Source organism: Nocardia sp. SYP-A9097, from assembly GCF_009649815.1.
GTDB lineage: Bacteria > Actinomycetota > Actinomycetes > Mycobacteriales > Mycobacteriaceae > Nocardia.
Window position 1 is genome coordinate 63772 of record NZ_WJIC01000009.1, and the last position, 23855, is coordinate 87626.

Annotated in this window: 20 protein-coding genes; 4 read left to right on the top strand and 16 right to left on the bottom strand. The window is 67.2% G+C overall.

Annotated features, from left to right (window positions below; all coding sequences use genetic code 11):
• Positions 1 to 47: 47 nt before the first annotated feature.
• Positions 48 to 389: an STAS domain-containing protein gene (locus tag GFY24_RS19640; protein WP_309231067.1), complete on the top strand. Its 342-nt coding sequence runs from the start codon at positions 48 to 50 to the stop codon at positions 387 to 389.
• Here the strand turns inward: GFY24_RS19640 and GFY24_RS19645 are convergent.
• From GFY24_RS19645 to GFY24_RS19655, 3 genes are all read right to left on the bottom strand, one after another.
• Positions 356 to 1933, bottom strand: coding sequence for a CHASE3 domain-containing protein (locus tag GFY24_RS19645; protein WP_153806528.1), 1578 nt, complete (start codon positions 1931 to 1933; stop codon positions 356 to 358). The two genes, GFY24_RS19640 and GFY24_RS19645, sit on opposite strands and share 34 nt — an antisense overlap.
• The gene (locus GFY24_RS19650; protein ID WP_153806529.1) at positions 1930 to 3147 is read right to left on the bottom strand and encodes a fused response regulator/phosphatase; all 1218 of its coding nucleotides are present in this window, start codon (positions 3145 to 3147) and stop codon (positions 1930 to 1932) included. The genes GFY24_RS19645 and GFY24_RS19650 overlap by 4 nt, the downstream gene beginning before the upstream one ends.
• Before the next feature lie 106 nt (positions 3148 to 3253).
• Positions 3254 to 4744, bottom strand: coding sequence for a carboxylesterase family protein (locus GFY24_RS19655; protein ID WP_309231068.1), 1491 nt, complete (start codon positions 4742 to 4744; stop codon positions 3254 to 3256).
• 325 nt (positions 4745 to 5069) lie between these two features.
• Here GFY24_RS19655 and GFY24_RS19660 point away from each other — a divergent pair, with 325 nt between their 5' ends.
• Together GFY24_RS19660 and GFY24_RS19665 are read left to right on the top strand one after the other, a co-directional pair.
• A complete protein-coding gene (locus GFY24_RS19660; RefSeq protein WP_153806530.1) occupies positions 5070 to 5576 on the top strand; it encodes a hypothetical protein in 507 nt (168 codons plus the stop codon).
• A gap of 1 nt (position 5577) precedes the next feature.
• Positions 5578 to 7140: an MFS transporter gene (locus GFY24_RS19665; protein ID WP_153806531.1), complete on the top strand. Its 1563-nt coding sequence runs from the start codon at positions 5578 to 5580 to the stop codon at positions 7138 to 7140.
• On the opposite strand, the gene GFY24_RS19670 is transcribed toward GFY24_RS19665, so the two are convergent.
• Positions 7141 to 8073, bottom strand: a complete 933-nt coding sequence (locus GFY24_RS19670; protein WP_309231069.1) for a glycoside hydrolase family 43 protein — start codon at positions 8071 to 8073, stop codon at positions 7141 to 7143.
• A gap of 118 nt (positions 8074 to 8191) precedes the next feature.
• Between GFY24_RS19670 and GFY24_RS19675 the strand changes: the two genes are divergently transcribed.
• Positions 8192 to 8548, top strand: a complete 357-nt coding sequence (locus tag GFY24_RS19675; RefSeq protein ID WP_153806532.1) for a hypothetical protein — start codon at positions 8192 to 8194, stop codon at positions 8546 to 8548.
• Between the two features lie 8 nt (positions 8549 to 8556).
• Here GFY24_RS19675 and GFY24_RS19680 read toward each other — a convergent pair whose 3' ends face one another.
• From GFY24_RS19680 to GFY24_RS19735, 12 genes are read right to left on the bottom strand one after another with little or no spacing between them, the layout of a single operon-like run.
• Positions 8557 to 10173 (bottom strand): ABC transporter ATP-binding protein, encoded by a 1617-nt coding sequence (locus GFY24_RS19680; protein ID WP_194852939.1) that lies wholly within the window; start codon positions 10171 to 10173, stop codon positions 8557 to 8559.
• On the bottom strand, positions 10170 to 11057 hold the full coding sequence (locus GFY24_RS19685) for an ABC transporter permease (protein ID WP_153806534.1): 888 nt from the start codon (positions 11055 to 11057) through the stop codon (positions 10170 to 10172). The genes GFY24_RS19680 and GFY24_RS19685 overlap by 4 nt, the downstream gene beginning before the upstream one ends.
• The gene (locus GFY24_RS19690; RefSeq protein WP_153806535.1) at positions 11054 to 12067 is read right to left on the bottom strand and encodes an ABC transporter permease; all 1014 of its coding nucleotides are present in this window, start codon (positions 12065 to 12067) and stop codon (positions 11054 to 11056) included. Before GFY24_RS19690 ends, GFY24_RS19685 begins: the two co-directional genes overlap by 4 nt.
• Complete coding sequence (locus GFY24_RS19695; RefSeq protein ID WP_153806536.1) at positions 12051 to 13661, bottom strand: ABC transporter substrate-binding protein; 1611 nt, start codon at positions 13659 to 13661, stop codon at positions 12051 to 12053. The genes GFY24_RS19690 and GFY24_RS19695 overlap by 17 nt, the downstream gene beginning before the upstream one ends.
• Positions 13658 to 14902 carry a serine hydrolase gene (locus tag GFY24_RS19700; protein WP_153806537.1) on the bottom strand — a complete coding sequence of 415 codons (1245 nt, stop codon included), beginning with the start codon at positions 14900 to 14902 and terminating at the stop codon, positions 13658 to 13660. The genes GFY24_RS19695 and GFY24_RS19700 overlap by 4 nt, the downstream gene beginning before the upstream one ends.
• Before the next feature lie 44 nt (positions 14903 to 14946).
• Entirely contained in the window at positions 14947 to 15777 is an 831-nt protein-coding gene (locus GFY24_RS19705) for a thioesterase family protein (RefSeq protein WP_153806538.1), read from the bottom strand.
• The gene (locus GFY24_RS19710) at positions 15774 to 16985 is read right to left on the bottom strand and encodes an MFS transporter (RefSeq protein WP_153806539.1); all 1212 of its coding nucleotides are present in this window, start codon (positions 16983 to 16985) and stop codon (positions 15774 to 15776) included. The genes GFY24_RS19705 and GFY24_RS19710 overlap by 4 nt, the downstream gene beginning before the upstream one ends.
• Entirely contained in the window at positions 16978 to 17955 is a 978-nt protein-coding gene (locus GFY24_RS19715) for a glutathione S-transferase C-terminal domain-containing protein (protein ID WP_153806540.1), read from the bottom strand. Before GFY24_RS19715 ends, GFY24_RS19710 begins: the two co-directional genes overlap by 8 nt.
• Positions 17936 to 18865 carry a hypothetical protein gene (locus GFY24_RS19720; protein ID WP_153806541.1) on the bottom strand — a complete coding sequence of 310 codons (930 nt, stop codon included), beginning with the start codon at positions 18863 to 18865 and terminating at the stop codon, positions 17936 to 17938. Before GFY24_RS19720 ends, GFY24_RS19715 begins: the two co-directional genes overlap by 20 nt.
• Positions 18862 to 20010, bottom strand: coding sequence for a 3-deoxy-7-phosphoheptulonate synthase (locus tag GFY24_RS19725; protein ID WP_153806542.1), 1149 nt, complete (start codon positions 20008 to 20010; stop codon positions 18862 to 18864). The genes GFY24_RS19720 and GFY24_RS19725 overlap by 4 nt, the downstream gene beginning before the upstream one ends.
• Positions 20007 to 21746 carry an asparagine synthase-related protein gene (locus GFY24_RS19730; RefSeq protein WP_153806543.1) on the bottom strand — a complete coding sequence of 580 codons (1740 nt, stop codon included), beginning with the start codon at positions 21744 to 21746 and terminating at the stop codon, positions 20007 to 20009. Before GFY24_RS19730 ends, GFY24_RS19725 begins: the two co-directional genes overlap by 4 nt.
• Positions 21743 to 23167, bottom strand: a complete 1425-nt coding sequence (locus GFY24_RS19735) for a phenylacetate--CoA ligase family protein (RefSeq protein ID WP_194852940.1) — start codon at positions 23165 to 23167, stop codon at positions 21743 to 21745. The genes GFY24_RS19730 and GFY24_RS19735 overlap by 4 nt, the downstream gene beginning before the upstream one ends.
• Positions 23168 to 23855: the final 688 nt, after the last annotated feature.

A 23855-nucleotide genomic window follows, 5' to 3' on the forward strand; every position in this document is an offset into this window, starting at 1 on the left:
TGGGTGGGCGGCTCGCGTTGGTGTGATGTGTTCGGAGGTATCGAAGAGTGAGCACCGAGGCAAGGGAATTGGTTGTTCGGACGCGGTCGGCGGAGTCGGCGGTGATTCTGTCGGCGGCGGGTGAGGTGGATATCGTTTCGGCGCCGACATTGTCGGCGGCGGTGGGAGCGGCGCTGGCGACGGATTCGGCGGTGCTCGTGGTGGATTTGTCCGGGGTGGGGTTTTTCGGGTCGGCCGGGTTGAGTGTGTTGGTCGAGGCTTTGGAGTCGATCGGGGGGCGGCGGTTGAAGGTGGTCGCGTCGCCTCAGGTGCGACGGCCCATCGAGGTGACCGGGCTCGATGATCTGCTCGATGTCTACGGGACGCTGGAGGAGGCGTTGGCCGAGTAGGGCGGCTGCTCGAAGAGGGTGAAGCAGAAGCGGGTTCCCTCGGTGTGGGTGGTGTCGATCCAGATGCGGCCGCCGTGGAACTCCACGATCTTCTTGCAGAGCGCCAATCCGATTCCGGTGCCGGTGTATTCGTCGCGACCGTGCAGCCGCCGGAAGATCACGAAGACCTGGTCGGCCAATTCGGGGGCGATGCCGATACCGTTGTCGGACACCGTGAATCGCCAGCCCACCCGGTCGCCGGGTTCGGAATCGCAGTCGATGCGGACGATCGGGGGCAGATCGGGGCGGTGGAATTTGATGGCATTGGCAATGAGGTTCTGCCACAGCATGATCAGTTGTGTGGGTTCACCGGTTATCTCGGGCAGTTGATCGGGACGCTCCACCCGTAATCCCGAATCCTCGACTGCCGCAGCGAGATTCAGCAGGGCTTGATCCAGTACCTGGTCGAGATGGATGGCGTCGATCGAGTCATGCACCCGGCCTACTCTGGAGAAGGTGAGCAGGTCGTCGATCAGGCCCTGCATGCGCTGCGCGCCGTCCACCGCGAATTCGATGTACTGCCTTGCCCGTTCGTCGAGTTGATCCCCGTAGCGCCGGTCGAGCAGTTCGCAGAACGAGGCCACCTTGCGGAGCGGTTCGCGCAGATCATGCGAGGCGACATAGGCGAACTGCTCCAATTCGGTATTGGAGCGGCGCAATTCGGCGGTCTGCGCGGCGAGCATCGTCTCCTGGACCCGAGAGGATTCGAGTTCGGCCACGATCCGGCGGCGCATGCTCTCCACGGCCTCCGCGACGGTCGCCAGATCGGCGGGACCACCGATGGTGATGCGGTGTTCGAAATCGCCGTCGGCCACCCGCAGCGAGGCGGTCGCCAACTCTCGCAGCGGTCGCGCCACGAGCCGCCGCACCAGCACGGTCAGTGCGAAGCCGGTCACCAGGAAGGCCGCTACCATCCCCGCCAATGCCGTATTCCGGATGACGCGCTGATGGATCAGGTCGGCGCGACCACTGATGACGGCGGCCTCCAGGTCGGCGTTCAGGGTGGCGGAATATCTACGCAGCGTATCGAATTCGGTTTTGCCGAGCGCCGTGGCGACGCCGTCCACGGGCCGGACCGTGCCGGGCGTGATGGTAGCGATGAGCGGCTGCGCGTAATCGTTGCGCCAGTCTTGAGCCGCCTGTTCCAGGCCGTCGAGATCGGCGAGCAGCCCGGGCCGATCCCGCAGCAGTTCACGCAGATGAGCGATGGCCCGCGCCTCCTCCTGCCGGCCCGTGGTGAAGGGTTCGAGGAACTGTGTGTCTGCGGTGATGGCATATCCGCGAACACCGGTCTCCTGGTTGGCGAGCGCGCTCTGCAGCCGATAGGACTCGGTGGCGGCGGGCTGCACTTGCCGGCCGAGGCGATCGCTGACGCGGGTGGTCGCGCCGATCGCGGCGGCCGTCAGCGCCGCACCGGCGACCACGACGAGCACCATGAGCGCCAGCACCCGCTGGAACCATTCCTCCGCGGGCACCCGCCCGATTCGGGAGAGGGCCGCGGTCATGATTGCTCGTCCCGGGTTCGAGCGGCGAGACTCCAGCGCAGGGCGAGAACCGCGACATCGTCGGCGAGTCCGCCGCGCTGCTCGGCGAGTCGTTCGGCGTGCGCGACGAGATCGTCCAGGAACTCCGCGGGTTCGGACGCGGGCAGCGAACGTGCCAGTCTCAACAGACCGGCCTCGCCCAATCGTTCGTCGCCAGCACCGATATGCCCCTCGAACAGGCCGTCGGTGAACAGCACCAATTCGGCATCGGGTGGCAGCTCGACCTCCTGTATCGGCCAATCCGCCTGTGCGGGTTTGAATCCGAGGGCGGGGCCGCCCGGTACCTCACACCATCGCACCTCGGTGCCCGAGCGCACCAGCATGCCCGGATGCCCGGCGCGAATCACCTGCACCGCATGCCGGGACGGTCGCAGCATCAGGGTCGTGACGGTCGCGAAGGTGTGCCGTCCGGTGCGCTCGGCCAGCAGTAGCCGTTCCAGCAGTCGTAGTTGCCGAGTCCCGGTGATGCCGCTGAGAACCAGTGTGCGCCATGCCAATCGGAGTGCGACCCCGGTCGCCGCCTCATCGGGTCCGTGCCCGGAGACATCGCCGATCACGACATGCACCACACTGTCGTCATCCTGCACCACATCATAGAAGTCGCCGCCGAGCAGCGAATGCGCGCGCCCCGGCCGATACCGGGTCACCACATCGACGACGGGCGCACCGTGCAGCAGCGGCTTGGGCAGCAGTCCGCGTTCGAGCCGCGCGTTCTCCTGCGCCTGCATCCGACCGGCGTGCAGCGCGGCCGCGGCCCGCTCGGCCTGTTTGCGCTGAACCGCATAGCGCAGCGCGCGCCCGAACAGCTCCGGTTCGACTCGACCTTTGACCATGTAATCCTGTGCCCCCGCGGCGACCGCGGCCAATCCCATGGGCTCCTGGTCCAGCCCGGTGAGCACGACTATCGCCACATCGGCTGCGGCGGAACGCAATCGGTCCAGGGATTCCAGCCCGTACGCGTCGGGCAGGTGCAGATCCAGCAGCACACAGTCGGGCGGTTCGGTCGCGAGAATCTCGCAGGCCCGCGCGACGGACCGCACCCACTCCAGCACCGCCCCGGAGGCCGCGTCGGCGACCAATTCCCGGACCAGCACCGCATCGGCGTGGTCATCCTCCACCAGCAGGATCCGCAGACGATCCGACTCCCAGCCTGGCGGCCGCTCAATCGAGGACATCAGCGCCTCCGCGCGGGCAGGCAGTCACGATGCCACAGTATTCGAGTCCGGGCGCGCGGCAGTCGATCCCGGCGGCGAACGATCGTGCATACCGGTGCGTCCGGGGTCAGGACGTGACGGGTGACGGGAGGCCGGCGTTCTCGTCGGCGCGTGGATCGCGGACCAGCGCCGAATACGGTTCGTCGAAGGTCATCACGACCCGGGAGTCCCCGTAGGGCGGCCAGCCCGGATCACCGGATTTGGCGAATTCCACCCAGGCCGAATGCATTTCGTCGGCAATGCGCTGGGGCGGATTCGGGCCGCTGAGTGACGGCGCGGCAGCGAGAGTGTCGAAGACGAACGGGATTTCGAGGCCGTGCATCGCGCCAAGATCGTCATCGGTTCGCCGCCAGGCGAATTCGTAGAGGTAGGCCGATGGGTTCAGCGCCTGCTGCGCCTGCACCAATTGCCGGGTCGGGCCACGGAAGGCCGCATCGGTGATGATGGCCGCGAACAAATCTCCGGGGGCGGCGTCCGGCCGATGCTCGGCGTACACGTCGATCACCGCGGGATCGATACCGAAGCGGGCGATCGCGTACGGCAGCATCTCCGCGGTGACGGCCGCGCCGAGTCCGGTCGGGACGGTGAACAGCCGGAACTCCTCGGTATTGGTTCCGGCCAGCACTGCGATATCGCGCGCGGAGCCCGCCGCGATCGCATCGATCGGCAATCCGGTGAGAATCTCACCGTCCACGACCGGCAGGAAAGTCATTACCGCGATTCCGCCGCTGAGGACCGACGCACCCCAGCGGGCCGGATCCGGGTTCTTGGTCAGGGCCGTGTACACGGCATCCTGCGCCGCGAGCAACACCCCCGGCTCGACGGCCGCGAACGCCTCGGCGGTGGCCGGAATCCCCAGTGCCACAGCGAGTTCCTTGCCGAGCAGGCGGGCATCGTCGAGGGTGCACGCGGCTCCGCCATTGCCGCTCTGCATAATCGCCTTGCCGAAAAGCCCGTATGCCGCGGGCGAACCGAGCAGCGAGGCGACACTCATCGCACCCGCGGATTCCCCGAAGATCGTGACATTGTCCGGATCGCCACCGAAGGCGCGGATATTCTCCTGAACCCAGGCGAGGGCATACAGCTGGTCTCGCAGACCACGATTGGGCACCGCACCGTCGAGTATCGCGAAACCGGACGCGCCGAGCCGGTAGTTGACCGACACCAGGACCACACCGTCCCGTGCGAAAGCCGCGCCGTCGTAGGCCGGTATCGCATTCGAGCCACGGGTGAATGCGCCACCGTGAATCCACACCATGACCGGCAGCCCCGAGCCGCCCGGATCCGGGGTCCACACATTGACATTCAGGTATTCGGGTCCCGGCACCCGGCATTTTCCGAGGATCGCGGCGATCTCGGCTGGATAGTCGGACTGGACGCAGGTCGCGCCGAGCTCGGTGGCTTCGCGTACCCCGTCCCACTCCCGCACCGGCCGCGGTGCCTGGAATCGCGCGGCACCGATCGGCGGCGCGGCGTACGGCACCCCGAGGAAGGCGCTGACGCCCGCGGTGGTCCGGCCCTGGATCTTGCCCCCGGTGACCTCGACTACTGGTTCCACGAACTACTCCTCCATTGAACGATCCCGCGCCGCGACCATTGTGCGGCATGGGGAAATGCCGCGTATTCCGGTCGGACTCGCCGCAGTATCACGCTCGGAATCGTGCGATATAACGCATTCCGGGGAATTCGACCGATTCGGTGCCGGGGCACAGTGCCGACTTGCGCGCACTGTGCTGTACGCACAACGGCATCGTCGCATTCGAGGTGCACGGCCGTGTTGTTCGCGTACCGACAGGTCGCGAATCCGGGCCCGCCGGTCGGCCCGGGCGAGTAACCTCGAATTTCTGATCATTCATGCCGATCTGTCGCCCAGGAGGGCAGGCATGCCGAATCGTATTCGACTATCGAAAATCCTTGTGGTCTGCGCTCTTACGGTCGTAGCCCTGGCCGGGTGCGGCACCTCGGCCAAGGAAACCAAGTCCACGCACCCCACCGTCGCGGTCCCCGGCGTGGATTCCGCGCTCACCCAGGCTGTTACGGACGTCTTCCAGCGCTTCTTCGACGGTGCGTCCTCGTCCGACGAGAAGATCGCCGCCCTCGAGAACGGACCGAGTTTCGCCGATACCATTCGGGCACAGGCCGATTCGCCGATCGCCAAGGGTACGAAGGTCACGGTGTCGACCGTGACCGCCGCCGGGGCCGACCGCGCGAATGTGGTGTACACCGTCTCGCTCAACGGCACTCCCGCGCTGCAGGATCAGCCGGGCGATGCGGTGCGGGCCCAAGGATCATGGAAGGTATCGGCCGCGACATTCTGCGCACTGCTCACCTTGGAATCACAGGGCAAACCGCCCGCCCCCTGCACTGCGTCGGCCACTCCGACCAGTTGATATGCGTGACAACGGAATAACCGCCGCCGCGACCCGGCGGCCGGGCATTGCGCTGGCGACCGTCACCGCCGTCCTGTTCGTGACGTTTCTGGATACCACCGTCGTCAGTGTCACCCTCGGCGATATCCAATCGGATCTGCACGCGGGTGTCGTGTCACTGCAATGGGTGGTGAACGCGTACACCCTGGTGTTCGCGAGCCTCATGCTGACCGCCGGATCGCTCGGCGACCGTTGGGGACGCAAGCGCGTCATGATCGCGGGCCTGGTGGTCTTCGCCGCGGGATCGGCACTTTCGGCTTTCGCGACCAGTGTGGCGGTGCTGATCGCGGGTCGTGCGGTCATGGGTTTGGGTGCGGCGGCCTCGGAACCCGGCACGCTGTCGGTGATCCGGCAGGTCTTCCCGGATCGTCGCGAACGCGCTCGCGCACTGGGTGCTTGGGCGGCGGTCTCGGGCCTGGCGCTGGCACTGGGACCGGTGCTCGGCGGAGTCCTGGTCGGAGCCTACGGCTGGCGTTCGGTGTTCTGGTTCAATCTTGCGGTTGCCGCGGTGGTGCTGGTGGCCACGCTGCGCTATGTCCCGGAATCCGCCGACCCGCAACCGGGTCCGGTCGATATCGCCGGATTCGTCTCGGGCTCAATGTTTCTCGGCTGTGTGATCTACGCGGGAATCTCCGGCGAGGAGGTTGGATACGGCGCCGCCTCGGTCATCACACTGTTCGTGATCGGCGGTGTCGCGGGAATCGTGTTCGTATTCATCGAAACCCGTGCCCGCGATCCGATGTTCGACTTCCACTATCTGAAGCGGCCGATGGTGCGCAGCGCGCTGATCGTGGCATTCGCCGTCTACTTCGGCATCTTCTCGATCTTCTTTTTCACCGCGCTGTATCTGCAAGAGGTATCCGGTTATTCGGGCTGGCGCACGGCGGAAGTGTTCGCCCCCATGGCGGTCGCCATTATCGTCGGTGCGCTGGTCGCGGGATTCTGGGTGGCCCAGCGTGGTTCGCGCACCCCGATGATCACCGGCTGTGTCCTCGGTGCGGCCGGCATCCTACTCACTCGCGAAATGCTGGATATCACACCAGAATTCGGTCCGCTCGCGCTGTCTTTGATGCTCGCCGGACTCGGCTTCGGAGTAGCCGTGGTCCCCTTGACCTCGGCGGTGCTGTCCGGAGTGCCACCCGAGCACTCCGGTATGGCGGCTGCCACCACCAACACCATGCGTCAGGTCGGTGCGGTGGTGGGCGTGGCAGCCCTTGGCTCCCTGGTGAATTCGTTCCTGAATGCCGATCTGGTGGATCGGCTCGACCAATTGGGTATCCCCGCCAATTTCCAGGCGATAGTCATAGACGCCATCGAAACCGGCCGAGTCCCCGCCGGTGGCGATGCCTCGGCCTCGGCCGCCTACGGCCCCATAGTCGATCAGGTGATCACCGCCACCTACGCCGCCTTCCACCGCGGCCTGGAGGTGGCCCTGCTGGTCTCCGCGATCATGATCCTGGCCGCCGCCCTCATCACCGCGGTCTCCTCCCGCGGCGACCACTCGGGCTACGACTACGAGACCTGACTAGTGGTTCTTCGGTGCCGTAACACCGCGCTCGGGAAACACCGTGAAATGCCTTACGGTGCCGGACAATCCGGGAAGTTCGACGGGCGGCGTCCACGTCCGGAAATCATCGTGGCTGTCGCTGTACAGGTACATGCCGTCGTCATAGGCGTCGAAGTAGATGCGCCAGCCGCCATCGGGTAGCCGGATGACGCATTGGCCTTCGCGCGGTGTCCCCCACCCGGCCCAATCATCGGTCCCCAGAAAGCGATAGCGGCCGCGCAACTGCTCGGCGACGGCGAGTTCGACGTACTTGGTGGTCTCATCCTTGGTGAAGGCGTAATAGCGGCCGCGATAGTGCACCACGGTGGTGTCGATATAGCCGTATCCGGTGTCCTTGGGGCCGATCCCCAACAACGGTGTCAGCGGCGACCACTCCCGCAGCCCCGGATCGGTCGCGGTCATCAGATGCGGCGTGAATCGATAGCCATCCGATAGCGAAACCAGCACATTGACTTCACCATTCGCGTCCACGAACCATTCGGGAGCCCAGGTCGCGGTCACCCCCTCGATCTGAACCGGGTGATCGTAGAGGTGTGTCCAGGTGACCCGGTCATCGCTGCACGCGAATCCGATACTCTGCCCGTCCCACCCGGTCGTGTAGGTGATGTAGTACCGGCCGTCGGTGTGCCGGATCAAACTCGGATCCCGCAGCAACCCGTCAGGCGGCTCATACGCCGACCCCTTCACCAGCTTGAAATTGGTGGCATCGGTGGATTCGTAGACGTACAGCTCGGATTCACTGTCATTGGTGAACGCGGTCATGGTGTACCGCACGGCAGTCCGGTCCGGCTGGGTGACCACCGGCGGCGCACCCTCCGCCCGCCCGAGCCCGACGGCGCCCAGCGGCAGGCACCCCAGCAAACCCAGCATGAATCTTCGACTTACGGCCACCCGAAGAATTATCGGGCGTCAATTAGCCGAACCATTGCCGACACACCGTCCGACTCGACTCACAGGGTCGATATGCGTGCCGCCGCCGGGCACGCATCCAGCGCCGTACCCTGGACACATGGGTCGCCTGCTGTTCCTCGTCGTCATTGTGGCCGTGCTGGCGCTGGTCGTGTGGTGGATATCGCGGGAGTGGTCCGGCGATGCCGAACGCGTCGCCAAAGCCAAATCCGAGGTACGCGGCTACCTCGATCACATGAGCAGCGAACTGGTCCTGCTCGACCCCGACAACGACGACGCACTCGACGCACTCACCGAAGCCGTCGACCGCCTCAATACCGCGCGCACCCAATTGGCTTCGGCCACCACCTTCGGCCAGGTCCGCCTGGCCCGCGAAACCGCCCGCGGCGGTCTGTACTTCATCCGCAAAGCCCGCACGGCCCTTGGCCTCGACCCCGGCCCACCGATCCCCCGCTGACCTCGGACTCAGTCCTTGCGCATTTCGTAAGCCCGTCGATCAGGGGGTAGCGCGGCCTTGAGTTCGCGGCCCGCATTGCTGGTTGGATGGTCGAGAATCGTTGGGGTCGGGCCGTATTCGGCCACCCGTCCCGCTTCGAGGATGAGGGTCTCGTGCGCCAGGTCTCGGACCACCGACAGATCGTGCGAAATCAACAGCATTGCCAGTCCGGTGTCCGCCTGGATTTCGGCGAGTAATCGCAGGATCGAGTCCTGAACGACGACGTCGAGCGCGGACACCGGCTCGTCGGCGATCAGCAGGCGCGGAGACGGTGCGAGGGCGCGCGCGATATTCACGCGCTGCCGTTGCCCGCCGGACAGTGCTCGCGGATCCGCGGTGAGTGCCGTGCGTGGCAGGCCGACCTGATCGAGCACCGCACGCACCCGGGGGTCGATCGCCGAACGTCCGATATCGCCGCGGCGCAGCAGTGGCACAAGGGATTCCGCGACGACTTCGCCGACCGTGTGGCCCGGACGGAACGATCCGAGCGAATCCTGCGCCACGAACTGGACCGCCGGCCGCCGGGCGCGACGGCGCCGTTCGGGCTCCGCCGACCAAGGACGCCCTTCGATGCGTATCTCGCCCTCGGTCGGCCGCCGCAATCCCAGAATGAGGGATGCCAGCGTCGACTTGCCGGACCCGGAGGCTCCGACGACGCCGAGGGTCCGGCCACGGCGGATCGTGGCGGACACCTCCGACAGAACGCGCCGCCGCTGCAGCACGCAACCGACGCCGCTGACGGACAGCACCTCGGCACCGGCCGGCACCGGCGGCACCGCGCCGAGTCGGCTGCCGCGCACGCGCGAGTCCACCAGCAGCCGCGTGTACCGGTCCGCAGGCGCGGACATCAGTCGGCGCGCGGGTCCGGATTCGACCACGCGGCCATCGCGCAGCACCAGCACCCGGTCCGCGACCTCGGCCACCAGCTCCAGATCGTGGCTGATCAGCAGCACCGCGGTGCCGCCGCGGCGAATCCGGTTGAGCTCAGCGATGATCCGGCGCTGGGTCACCGCATCGAGTGCGGTGGTCGGCTCGTCCGCGATCACCAGCTGTGGCGCCGCGGACAGGGCGCCCGCGATCAGCACCCGCTGCCGTAACCCGCCCGACAGCACCGGGCTGCGCTGGCGCGCGCGCCTGGGCGCATCGTCTATGCCCGCGCGTTCCATGGCGTCGTAGACCCGGGCCCGCCGTTCCCGCCGGGAGCCGATCCGATGGACGGCCATCGCCTCGGCGACCTCCCAGCCCGCGGGTCGCAGCGGATCGAGTGCGCCGAGCGCGTCCTGCGGCACCACACCGATCCGGCGGCCACGCACCGACCGCCAGTCCCGCTCAGCCAGGGCAGTCAGCTCGATATCGCCGAGATGCGCTGTCCCGGTGGCGATCACACCACCTTCAGGCAGCAGACCGCTCAGCGCGGACGCGACCATGGTCTTGCCGGAGCCCGACTCACCCACCAGCGCAACGCATTCCCCACCCGAAAGCGTGAAGCTCACACCGGAGACAACGAGATCCGTATGTCCGGACAGCCGGACGCCCAGATCGGAAACACGCAGCAGCGCACCGGAATCGGGAATACCGATGGTCATGAGCGGTTCCTCGTCTCGGACGTGGCCGATGGTGCGGCGGTGGACAGTCCATGGCCGATGAGCGCGCAGAGCAGCACGACCGCCACCGTGGCGATTCCCGGAAACACCGAGGGCCACCAGGCAATTCGCAGTACGAGACGCCCTTCGGACATCATCGCCCCCCATTCCGGCGTGGGTGGTTGCACCCCGAGCCCGATGAAGCTCAGCCCCGAGGCGGTCAGGATCGCGGCACCGACCTCCAGTGCGGCCAGATGCGGAACACCCGCGAGCGCCCGCGGCAGCACATGTACGCCGATCACATGCCGGCGCGTCAATCCCATGATGATCGCCTGGGTGGTGTGGTGCATGCTCAGCGCTCCGCGCGCGTTCGACCGCACCAGGCGAGCCAGCCGCGGGGTGCCCGCAATAGCCAGCGCGACAACCAGATTCGCCGAACCGGTACCGGTGAACGTGATGAGCACCAGGCACAGCAGCACACCGGGGAACGCGCCGATCGCGTCGAGAAAGCGGTTGGACACCTCGTCCAGCCAGGCGGGGGCGAGCGCGCTCAGCAGGCCCCACAGCACCCCGGCCAGCACACACAGGGTGGTCGCCGCCAACCCGATACCCACCGAGTACCGCGTGCCGTGCACTACGCGGCTGAACACATCCCGGCCGAGGCGGTCGGTCCCGAACAGGTGCGCCGCCGACGGAGCTCGCAAGGTGGCCCGGGGATCGGTGTGCAACGGATCGATGCCGGTGACGAGGTGCGGGTCGATGAGCGCGACGGCCAGGATCACCAGCGGTAGCAGCAACACGATGACACGCCACCGAGCCCGCCGGAGATCCATACCGCGCAAGGAGATACGCCGGGCGCCGAGGCGCGGGGGGTTGCCGGGCGTCATGATGCCCGCCTCGGGTCGATGACCGATACCAGCAGATCGCACGTCAGTGCCACCAGCACGAACACGACCACACCGACGATCGCCACCCCGGTGATCACCGGGACGTCTCCGGAGCGCACCGCGGTCACCGCGAGTTGTCCCAGCCCCGGACGCGAGAACACCTGCTCGATAATCAGCGATCCGGCACAGACATTCGCGAACGTCCATCCCACGAGCGGAATCAGCGGCAGCAGCGCGTGCGGGACGGCATGGGCCAGCACGACGCGCGCCCGTCCGGCCCCCCGCGCCCGGACGGTTCGGGTAAACGGTTGTGCCAGTGCGTGTTCGATCTCCGCACGCGCCACCGAGGCGAGGACACCGGCGGCGCCGAGCCCGAGTGCGATGGTCGGCAGGATCAGCGTCGAGGCGGTCTGCGCACCCGTGGCGGGCACCCAGCCGAGCCGGAAACTGAACAGCAGCAACAACATCATCCCGATCCAGAGGTGCGGCAGCGAGGCGAACACCAGCTCGAACGCCGCGCTGATCCGGCCCGCGCGACGGCGACCCGCCGTGACGGCGGCGAGTCCGAGCGCGAGCAGCACACCGAAAATCGACGAGGTGACCGCCAATTCCACAGTGGGCCCGGCATTTTCGCGCAGTACGGTCACCACCGAGGTGTGCAGCTGATAGCTCTGCCCCAGATCCCCGGAGACGAGCCTCCCGAGGTAGTCCCAATACTGCGTGACCAACGGCCGCTCGAGCCCCCACTGCGCGGCAACCTCCGCCCGCATCTGCGGCGTCGACGGCTCCTCCCCGAGCAGCACATCCACCACCTGCCCGGGCGTCGCGTGAATGCCGGCGAAGCAGGCGGTCGCCACGATCCATACCGTGCACACCCCGAGCAGGCCCCGCCGCACCACCTGCCGCACCGCGGCAACAAGGTTCGGCCCGCGCGCGTCCCCTGCCGCCGCCGAGCGTACGCCCGGACCCGCGAGCGCTGTATCGGCTGCCGACTCAGCCGAGCCAGACATCGAACCAGCTTTCCGCGCCACCCCGGTACGGACGCAATTTCAGGCCGTTGACCCGGGCCGAACCTGCCAGCTGGTCGCCGGATTCGTACAGCGGGAGCGTGTAGAAGCGATCGAGTACGAACTGTTGCAGGTCGCTGTACAGCGTGGCGCGCGCGGCATTGTCGTCGGTGACCCAGGACTGTTCGAGTAGCTCCGCCAGCTTCGGGTCGGCGGCATTGCTGAAGTTGTAGTAGCCGCCGTTCTGTTTGGGCGCCCACAGGTATTCCAGTGGCGTGCCGCCGGTTCCGCCCTGGGAGTTCTCGAACGCGCCGTAGTCGCCGGAGCCGATGCGCGCGGTTCTGGTGCCCGTATCGACCAGGCGCACATCGAGATCGATGCCCGCGTTCTGCCTGGCCTGACCGCTGATCGCCTGCAACAGCGTGACATTGTTCTCGGACTTGGCATTGACGTATACCGAAACTGTCAGCCGCTGACCGTCTTTGGTGCGGAAGCCCTGATCGTCCCGACCGATCCAGCCGGCCTTGTCCAGTAGGTCCGCCGCTCGGCGCGGATCGTAATGGTCACGGTTGTCGAAGCGGCCGGTGTGCACGCCCACCGAGGTGGAGGTGCTCGGCGCCCACGCGCGTTGCACCGCATTGCCGAAGACCGACTGCACCGAGGCACCGACGTCGACCGAATCCACCAGCGCCTCGCGGACCGATTGCTCCGCGGTCGGGGTTCGGGAAACGTTGAAATACAACGCATATGGCGTACCCGGTGTCACGCCGTGCACATACCGATACGACGGATCCTTGGCGAACAGTTCGATATCGGTCGGCGAAACGTCGCTGATGACATCGGTTTGGGCCGAAGTCAGCAGTCCGGTCCGCACGGCCGCCTCGGGCACGATCTTCACGTTCACACCGTCCAGGTAGGCCACGCCCGCACGCGCACCCTCGGGGGCGACATACCCGTCATTGCGAACGAACTCGATCGACTGGCCCCGTTGGTATTTCGACAGTATGAAGGGACCGGTGCCCGCGATTCCCGGGCCGCCCGCCTGCACCTCGGCGGCGGCGTACGAGCCCGGCGCGATGATCGGCACCGTGGCCAGGTAGTCCAGGAATGGCGAATACGCTGCGCGCAAAACGATTTCGAACTGCGTGTCATCGATCTTGCGTACGTCCTGCACATGCGAGATCGCCCCGATCGACGCCGACCGGTTGTACGCCGGATCGCGCAATTTCGCGATGTTGGTCAGCGCCGCGTCGGCATTCCACACCTCACCATTGCTGAAGTGCACGCCGGTGGCCAGCCGCACCCGATACGTCCGGCCACCATCGACCAGTTCGTAGGAGCGCGCCAGCGCCGGGACGATCCCCCCGCTCGCATCGCGGGCGAAGAAGGAGTCGTACGTGTTGTACAGCAGCGTCTTGATCGTGGTTTGCGTGGTGAGCTGTGGATTCAGGGTGGTGGGATCGTCGGGGATCGCCCACCGCAAGGTGCCGCCGCGGACGGGCTGCTCCGATCCGTTCCCGCTCGCGCCGGTGGCCGAGCACCCGGCGAGGAGGGTGAGCGCGCACGCGGCCGCCGCGAGCCGGCGCAACCCCGTCATCGGGTCAGCGCCTGGTACGTGACCTGACGGAAGCGGCTGAGCAACGGCAGCGTCTTGGACGGGAACAGCTGCGGCGCGGCCAGCGCCCACAGTCCGGTGCCGGGATCCACGAAGGCGTGAAAACTGTTGGCCGACAGCCAGAAGTATTCGCCCGGGCTGGACGGCACGCGGGCATCGGCGGGATTCTCGACGGTGGCGAAGCCGAGTCCGAAGCCGAGTCCGTCGAGAGTGTCCAGGGCGGGCACCACGTCACGCCCACTGTCGCCCAGCGAAACACCCTGTGGCAGCTGGTTTCTGGTGGCGAAGCGCAGGGTATGCGCCCCGAGGATCCGAGTTCCGTCGGCGGCGACGCCACCGGCGGCGAGCGCACGCAGGAAGATGCCGTAGTCCGCGACGGTGGTGATGATGCCCGACCCCGCCGACCACCAGGAGGGGGCGGCGCGTCCGATCGCGCTGAGCGGCTCACTGCGGATCACCCGCCCGCCCGCCGGATCCGGTGAGTAGATCGCGCCGAGCCGCGACTGCCGGCTCTCGGGCACGATGAATCCGGTATCGCGCAGGCCGAGTGGTTCGGTTATGTAGGTACGCAACAGATCCGGCAGCTCCTCACCGGTCACCAGCTCCAGGATTCGCCCCAGCACATCGGTCGCGACACTGTAGTTCCAGGAGGTGCCGGGCTCGTAGAGCAGTGGAATACCGGCCCAGATCTCGACCGCCTGCGCCAGGCTGATGCCGGGCGGGCTGCCCCAGCCGAAACCGTTCTTCAGATAGATCTCGTCGACCGGGTGCGCCTGGTGGAAGCCGTAGGCCAAACCCGAAGTGTGCGTGAAGAGATGGTGGATGCGGATCGGCTCGGCGGCCGGTCGCGTCTCCGGCCAGACCGCGCCGCCGCGCCGATACACTTGCGGCGCGGCGAATTCGGGCAGGTACTGCGCGATCGGATCGTGCAGCCCGAAGTAGCCCCGCTCGTAAAGGGCAAGCGCCAGTACCGAAGTCAACGGTTTGGACAGCGACATCGCGGGGATCAGCACGTCCGGCCCGAAGGGCAGCTTCGCCTCGATATCGGCGTAGCCGCCCGAACTCTCGTGTACGAGTTCGTGTCCCAGTCCGACCTGCGCCGACCAGCCGGGAATCCGGCCGTCCACGAGCAGCCGCTCGAAATAGCCATCCAGGTGTCGCAGCCGCCCCGCATCGATCCGTGCCGTGGCGGGGGTGGTGACGGCGTCATCGAGCCGTGTCATCAGAATTGTCCTTCGTTTTCAATATAGTTGCGGGAGTGCGTGATTCAGCGCACGGAGACCGGGGCCGGTCGTTCGACACCGGCGAGCAGCAGTTCCTGGGTGAGCAGCACCGCCGGGCCCGAGGCGTCCGACAGGGTGGCGCGTGTGACACCGGTGCCATCCCGCCCGACGAAACTGTGGGCGTCGATGTTGAACCATTCGCCACGCGGCACATCCAGCAGATGCGCGGTCATCTCGACATTCATGAATGTCCAGGCGTCGGGTTCGGCGGCGTCGCCGAACGCGTTCGAGAAATCGGCGACACCGAATACCCGCTCGAGCGCACCGGTCTGCTCGCCGGCGACCAACCCGACCAGGGGACGCACCCAGACCGAATCGAAGCGCGCGTCGCGCACCACCTCGACCGATCGGACGAAGCCACCCGGCCACAGCGCGGTCATATCGATCGCTTCGCCGCGGTCCGGCGCACTGACCCGCGCGGGTTCGGGAAGGCGGCTGATGGACGAGGTGTCGGTGCGTGCGAGACGCCAAGCGCGCGCGACCATTACGGGCCGCCACCACGCACCGGACCGGGTCTCCATCACCGCTTCGGACAGGTCGATGCGGCGGCCCGGCCGCAGGGTGGCCGCACGCACCCGCACCTCGTCCATGGGAATCGGGCCCAGGAAATCGAAGGAGAGCCGGGCAGCCTGTTTGCCGTCGGCATGGGTGTCCCAGAGCCTGCGCAACGACCGCACCAGCAGGCCCATCGGCGGCGCACCGTGCTGCAGGTCCGGTGACCACGACCCGCCGCAGTACGACGTCGGCCGGAACACCTCCCAGCCGGGTTCGGCATCGGGAACCGGTACGTAGTACGCCCGCGTATCGGTGCTCATGTGCGGTCCCGCGGAGCAGATCCGATGGGCCGCAACGTCAATGCGGCGAGCAATGCCACGGCGACGATACCGGCGGACACCAGCGGCAACGGTCCGGCTCCAGCACGACTCTGCACGAGCCCGCCGACGACACCGGACAGGCTGATACCCAGGTACATCGCGGAAGAGTTGAGCGATAACAACACCGGGCCGTTCACCGCCCCCGCGCGCAGCAGATTCGCCTGCACCGATGGCAGCAGCGACCAGCCCCAGCCGCCCCACACCAGTGCGAGGGCGACGAAGACCGGCGTCCACGGCAGCACCGCGATGAGCAGGAAGGTCACCACCGCCCCGGCGAGCGACACCCGCAGCAGTCGCACCGGGGATTCCGGGCGCACGAAATGCCCGGCGGCGAGATTGCCGATCAGGCCGCCGACGCCGAATGCCAGCAGTACCAGTCCGACCAGCCCGGACGTACCGGGCGAACGGTGCTCGGTGAACGCGGTGACATACGAGTACAGCGTGAACGCGCCGAGGAAGAACACGAAGGTCACCGCGAGCGTCCGGGCGGCGCCGCGAGTCCTGATCGCCTCGATCAGGGACGGCGGTTTCGCCGCACCGCGCAACTCCCCGGGCAGCACCGCCGCGACCACGCCGGCGAGCACGACGCCCGCGCCCGCCAGCGCCCAGAACACCGGCGGGTAGCCGCTGTGGGTGGCGACGAACGCCCCGAGTGGCACTCCCACGATCGTCGCGGCGGTCATTCCGGTCATCACATACGAGATGTGCCGGGTGGCGCGCGCGCCACTGAGAACGTGCACCGAGGCCAGCGCGGCGGGCGTGAACGCGGCGGCGCCGATCGCGGCGACCACCCGTCCAGCCAGCAGCCACCCGAAAGACGTACTCGCGGCGAAGATTCCATTGCCCAGCGCGAACACCACCAGGGCCGTGGCCAGCACCCACCGGCGCGGGAATCGAGCCGTGCTGCGGGTCGCGAGCGGACCGGCTATGGAGTACACGAGGGCGAACGCGCTGCCGAGTTGACCGGCGGTGGCCACCGAGACGTCGGCGGTGCGCGCCACCACATCGAGCAGGCCCGCGAGTACGAAGGCGTCCGTCCCGATCGCGAAGGTACCCAGCGCCAGTACCGGAACGACGAAACGCCTTGCGGTCGAACCGGATTGCGCACCGGCTACGGAAAACGCCGGGCTTTGCAGAATTTCACTCATGGTCTCGTCCTGCGTTTCGGGCGGTGGTTCGCACCACGGCGGAAACGGCGTCGGTCAACAGGTATCTGTCCCGGACGCCGAGTGGAACGACGGACCGGCGCAGCGAACTGATGCCGTAGTAGTAGCCGAGCGTGATCGCATCGAAGTCCGTTGTCGCCCGCAGCACCGGATCCCGGTAGAGCCGCCGGACGTAGTCGAGCAGCGCGGGATAGTCGGTCAGGCGCAGCGCGTGCAGCCGGAACAGCGGGCCGTAGACGTGATCGAAACGCACCAGCAGCGTGAAAGCCCACAGGTCCGCCAGGCCGGGGGCCGCGCCGCCGAGATACGCCTCGGCCGCGACGGCGGCGTCGAGGTCGGCGAGGAATCCGGCGACATCGAGTACCTGACGCTCGTACTCGGACTGCCGCTCGAGGAACCCCGCGCGGTACACACCGGCATGCAGATCGGTGAAAATGCGCTGCTCCCAGCGCAATCGGTGTGCTCGCACCGACTCCGGCTCGGTGCGCAGCGCACCGAGGTAGCCGGCCGCACTCCCGAGGCGCGTGCCGATCCGCCACGGCAGGTCGTAGACGTCATTGCTGATCCGCCGGCGACCGGCGTCATCGGGCCGGGTATCGACAAGCACCGGCATGCGGATGCCCGCCGCGGCACGCAATGCCGAATCACGGTGCGCGCGAGCCGAACTGTCGTCGACGAAGATCAACTCGGAGTCGGACACCCGGGTCAGCCGCCCCCGATCGACATCGATGACCTCGATGTAATCCGCTGCGCCCGACCAGAATACGGCCGCGGCGAGCTTCTGACTCGACGGGGCGAGCAGACTCACCACCGCGATATAGCGACCCCGGTCGGGTGTGAGTTCACCGAGGTCGTCATGAAGTTGCGCGGCCAGGATCGGACCGCCGGGGATGCCGGTGTCCACGGTCGGCGCCGGGCGAAAGTACGCGATGTCATTCGGTGATGTGCTCATAGCTACCCTCCACTTCCACCAGGAGTTCGGCACGGCAGATGTCGGCCACGACCGCGGTGACGATGGCCGCGGGCACGCCGAGCCGGTTGATCAGCTCGCGACGCACGGTGGCGAGGTCCGCGGGCCGCCGCACGTACGCCTTGATCTCACGCCAGCGGCCGCCGGAACGGGTCGCGCGGGCGCGCGCGGCATCGATCACCGCGCCGAGGTTGTGCACGGTGTGCCCGAGCTGATCGGTGAGAGTGTCACCGCGGGAATCGTGCCCGAGGATCGATGCCGTCCCCGATACGAAAGTCAGCTCGCTGTCCGCGTCACGCCGCAGCAGCGCTCGGCTGAAGGACGGCGAGGCGGGACCGTAGCTGCGCGGATACCGGAATGCCGGTACCTGCAAAGGGTTTTCGATCGCCTCGACACGCACGTGCGCCGGTTCGGCGAACACAATCGACACCACTCCCCCCGCCGCGGTACCGACCCCGGTGGCGGCCGGCAGCAGTGTGCGCAGCAGTCCCGCCGCCGCGTAGGCGCGGTCGCGGCCCACACAGAAGTCCCGATACCGTTCCAGCCCATCATGATTGGGCTCATTGATACGGCCGACATAGTTCCAGGTGCGTACCACCCGGGTACCGCCGTAGACGCGCAGCACCTCGACCGCCTCGAGGTGTGCCGCCGCGACCGAGCGCGCAAGCACCGGGGCGTCCGGCACCGCGACGGCGTACACGTGCCGGAATCCGTCGCGGATGACCAGATGATCGAATCCCGCTGCGTTCGTTCCCGTTTCGAGCACCTCCGCGGTGTCGGCGAAGGTCAGCGAATGCACGATTCCGGCGGCCTCGGCGGGGGCGGCCCGAAGCAGATTTCCGCCGACATCGACCGCGATCCGCAGTCGGCTCGGCGCGAGTGTGCTTGTCATAGTTCCTCCGCGAACGCATCGACGACGCGAGTGGCTTGCTCTTCGTTCAGGCGCGGGTCACACAGCGACAGCAGCCGCGGCGCGCGTGTCCCGGCGAGGTCGGCAGCGCCGGGATCGGCGCTGCCGTCGACGCATTCGTAGACGCACAGATCCGTTGCCTCCAAATGCAATCCGCCTGCGACGACACCGAATTCGGCCAGGATCCGCACTGCCCGGGTGGTCTCGCGCAGCACGGCATCGAGCGGCCGGGTCTTGCCGAACGGAGTGGACACGGTATTGCCGTGCAGCGGATCGATCACCCAGCGCGGCGACTCACCCAACCGCGCGATACCGCGCGCGAGTGGGCCGAGCGCCTCGATCTTCGTCGCGCCGAACCGCGCGATGAAGGTGATATGGCGATCCGGGTATCGGCCGCGCAGCGTCCGCAGTAACTCGACCGCCTCCTGCGGCGACAACGTCGCATCGACCTTGACCGACACCGGGTTTCGCACCTGGGCGAGCAATGCGACGTGTGGTCCGTCGAGAGCCCGTGTGCGGTTGCCGATCCACGGCCAGTGCGCACTGGTCAGATAGCTGCCCACTGATGTCTCACGCACCCAGCGGTGTTCGTATTCGGTCAGCAGTACCTCGTGGCTGGTCCACACCCGTGGTGCGTGCCGGGCGAGATCCTCGAGCTCGCTACTCACCTGCGCGGCGGCCAGCACCGCGGTCGAGATGCGATGCACATTGACCCGCCGGTCCGCCCAGGCGTGCACCAGCGGACCGCGATAGGTGAGCTGTTCGGCACCGGCCACCAACTCGGTGGGCGCACTGCGCGGTTTGGCGAACTGCCCGGCCATCCGCCCGACAGTCACCACCGGTTTCCCGTTGCGGGACAGGCGATCCCCGAGCCGAGCCAGGAACGCGGCCTTGCGCCGGGTACGCAGCCGGGTCGCTTCGTCGAAACCTTCGACACAGTCACCGGCCTGCAGCACGAGGGGGCTGTGCGGGCCGTCCAGCGTCGCGGTCAGCGCTTCGATCTGCTCGGGCGAGACCAGCGCGGGATGTTCGGCGACCAGGGACAGGATCGAGGTGAGCGCGCCGTCGTCGTGGTCCTGCCACGGAATCTCATAGGACTGTGGCCTTTCCAGGGCCGGTGCGCTCATCGCACGACCTCGTGCTGCACGAACCGGAGGTCGTATTGCCGAGCCCACAGGTCGAGCTGGACGAGCCGTGGCAGCAGTGGCGGGGCGGCGAAACGCCCATCGTTCCACTGCTCGGAGTCCAGGATCGTGCGCAGCTGATCGAGGTCCACGATATCGGTAAGGATGCTGTCGCCCGCGGCCAGACGATCGCGCAGGTACCCGCGCACCGCGGTGGTGTACGCAGGATCGACATCGATCGCGAAACCGCTCTTGCGGCGGGCGATCACCGACGCCGGCAGCAGATCATCGAAAGCCGCACGCAGCGCGCCCTTTTCGATATCACCGGTGCGCCGGATACGGCGCGGCAGCGACAGACCCACCTCGACCACGCGGGGATCCAGGAACGGCAGTGCCGCATGAATACCCGCCGCGCGGCTCAGCCGTTCCGCGCGATCGACCAGGAACGGCAGGAAGCGGGTGATGCCGACCGCGGAGACAATGGCCGAATCGGCGTCCGGGTGATCGTCCGGGTCGCCACCGTGGTCGGTGAGCGCCTGCCGCCAGCGGGCACGCAACTCCGCGTCGAAACTCCAATCCCGTTGCAGTGCGGGGGCGATGAGCGCACCCGCGGAGGTTCCAATGAGCCACGGGAAATTCGCTACGCCGCCGACATCCGGTGCCGACCAAGGGAATCCGCCGAAGATATCGTCGGCGCCCTCACCGCCGGTGTACGACGCCGAGCCCGCGGACACCAACCCGTCGAGCAAACGGATCAGTCCACTGTCGAGATCACCGGGCCCGGGAATGCCGCGGGCCGCAACCGCGCGCGCGAGCAGCGCGATGTGATCGACACCCGGTTCGAAGACGAATTCGGTGTGCGTAGCGCCGAGATGGTGCGCGACCTCCCGCGCGAACGGTGTGTCCGCGGTGAGATGCAGGGCGTCGGCGTGATCGGGCGAACCGTATCGAAAGGCGAAGGTCCGGATCGACTCGCCTGCCCGGCGGGCGGCGATAGCGTCGATGATCGAGGAATCCAATCCACCCGAGAGCAGGAAGCCGGTCGGGTGCGGGAGGTCCGCGATCTCGCGTTCAACCGCCCGCGTCACAACCTCGCGGACGGCACGGATCGCGTCCTGCTCGTCGAGTGTCTCATCGGCTCGGGTCGGCGGCGACCAGTACGCGCGCTGGGTCACTCGACCGCCGGATACCGTCGCCACATGTGCGGGCGCCACCTCACGCAGTGCCGGAAGCACCGTCGTACCGGGCACCCGCGAGGTCGAGTTGAAGAGGTCCACCAGGTTCGACGGACCGAACACCCGAGGGAATCCCGGCTGGCTGATCAGCGGTTCCGCGTCCAGCCCGGCCCGCACCGCACCATCGATCGCGGTGCAGTACAGCGGAACGATGCCCAGGTGGTCCCGGACGAGATGGACCACATCGGTGCGATCGTCGATGACCACGATCGCGAACCTGCCGGCCAGGTCCGCCGCGAACAATGGACCCTGTTCGAGATACAGGTCGAGCAGCCGCGCCGCGCTCGACCGCCCACTACCGAATTGTTCATGGATCCGCCCCAGCGCCAGCACCGCGACACGGCCGCCGGCGAGATCGCGCTCCACGGCGTCGATCGGTAGCGCGGATCCCTCGGCAACCGCCGAACCCGTGCGGCCGATCACGATGTGTGAGGTCTTCGAATGAGGTGCCGTCGCCTCGATACTCGCGGGTATCGAGACATTCAATGAAAGTGCTTGTGTCACAGCGTTACCACCTCGCCGTCTCGTGTCGCCAATGCGAACTCTCTGGTCTGTCGCAGCACATCCGCGAGGTGCGGCACGGCACCGTCCGCGAGCGCGGCATCGGGTCCGATATCGATGACCCGCGCCGCCTTCCAGCCCGCGGCGGAACCGAGCGCCGCGGACGCGGGCAACTGCGGAACGCGCCGGGCGACCGCCCCGGGCAAGACCGCCCGGATGGCCGCGGTCACGCGATCGTTCTCTGCCGCAGCGCTTTCCACCGCATCGACCGGGGCCGACGAGGTATAGAACAGATCCACCCGGTCGCCGTCGTGGGCCAGTAGATAGTTGACGACCGCCAGGCCGGGATCACCCCATACGGCGTTCTCGATGAGCTGTTGATCGATCCCCTGCCCGGCGATATCGACGCTGTCGCCGACCCGCCCGAGCGGCCGCAGCGCCAGTCCGCCGCCGGTCGCCCGTTCCACTCGCACCAGATCACCGGTGCGATAGCGAACGAGAGGGCGGAACCGGTTGTCGAGCGTGGTCACCACGAGCTCGCCCTCCGCCGTACCGCGCTCGTGCACGCGCTGCTCGGCCGCGATCGTCACGGTCCGACCCGCCGTGTCCTCGACGATCAACTCGAACAGAAAGCTCTGGGTCTGCAGTCGCAGCTCATCCGCGGAGACGGCTACAGCCGTCGTACCGGTCTCGGACGAGCCATAGGACGCATCGACGACGGTCGCGCCGGTGAGTGCGGCGAGCCGCCGCCGCAGTGCGGGACCGGTGCGTTCCCCGGTCAGCAACACGGTCTCGAACTCGGGTGGGCGCGAGCCCGCGGCGTACGCCCGCTCATAGAGATTGAGCAGTTGCGAAGGCGGCCCGGCGAATACATCCGGCCGCGTTCGCTCGATCACCGCCAGCACGCGCGAATAGTCATTGCGCAAGGCGTCGACCCAGGTACGAAATGTGCCGATACCCAGGTAATTCAATGCGATCTCGAATTGGAACGCGGCGGGCCCCTGCGGGGTATTGATGAGCACGATCGCAAACCGCGCGCCGCCGAGGAACGACGCCCAATGCTCACCGAAATTGATGGTGTTCACCACCAGATCCGCGGTGGATTTCGGCGCCGGCGCCGGTGCCGAAGTGGTGCCGGACGTTTCGAAGTAGTTACTCAACCGCCCGTCCGCCAGGGCGATCACCTCATCGCCCAGCAGTCGCGAAAACCCCTTGTCCACCAAGGGAAGTGCACGCAGCGCGACCCAGGGGTCGGTGTGCGCCGCCGCCGTCACCGCGGCGATGTCGACCGTCCGCCAAACCTGCCGATACGCCTGCAACGCCGCGGCTCGAGTCACCAATTCCGCCAATTCCGCGCCGCGCTCACCGCCTCGCTCCGCGGGCGATTCACGCCATACACGAATCTTCTCCTGCTGGCGCTCCACCAGCGCTTCCAGCTCGGATCTCTCGGATTTTTCCCGGCGAAGAATCACCAATCCCCCGTAACCATTCGAGCCAACCCACCAGCCCACAGACCCTGGATCAACTATCCATTCAGTACGCGGGTATCAGCCTGTCCGACCGCGGCGGCAATCTCGATAGTTCTGCGCAGCGCGAGCGGAACCCCCTCTGCCCCTGGGTGATCCGGCGCAAAAGCCCGGCCCATCTCCGATCTTGTACGGTGGCCCGGAGCGGTGTCGCTTCCGGCAGTTGGGCGCTCGAGCCCAGCCACAGCCACATCGTGGTGTCCATCAACCACACCCACGAAGCATTCACCGTGTAATTCCCCGATGGGCGCACCGAACACAGTGCGGTGCCTTCGAATTCGCCGCCGAACATCCTGTCCGACCAGCTACTCCCGACCCGAGTGGCCGATACCCGATTCGTGCTCGATCAACTCACCGCAGCCCCACACTCCACCGCTGCGAGTCCCCCACTACCGCAACCCGCAGAAACCATCACGCGACTCGCGCAGCCCGAAATGCTCCCACACCTGTAACCCCCTGCCATTCGCGTCTCACTACTGACTGATCCGGGCTCGTGCAACGTCAGTCCATTCGTACTTTCCGTTGTCACGGTTCAGCTTGATCAGTGACACGCTGTCGACAACAGCGTCGCGTTCGATGTCCGCCA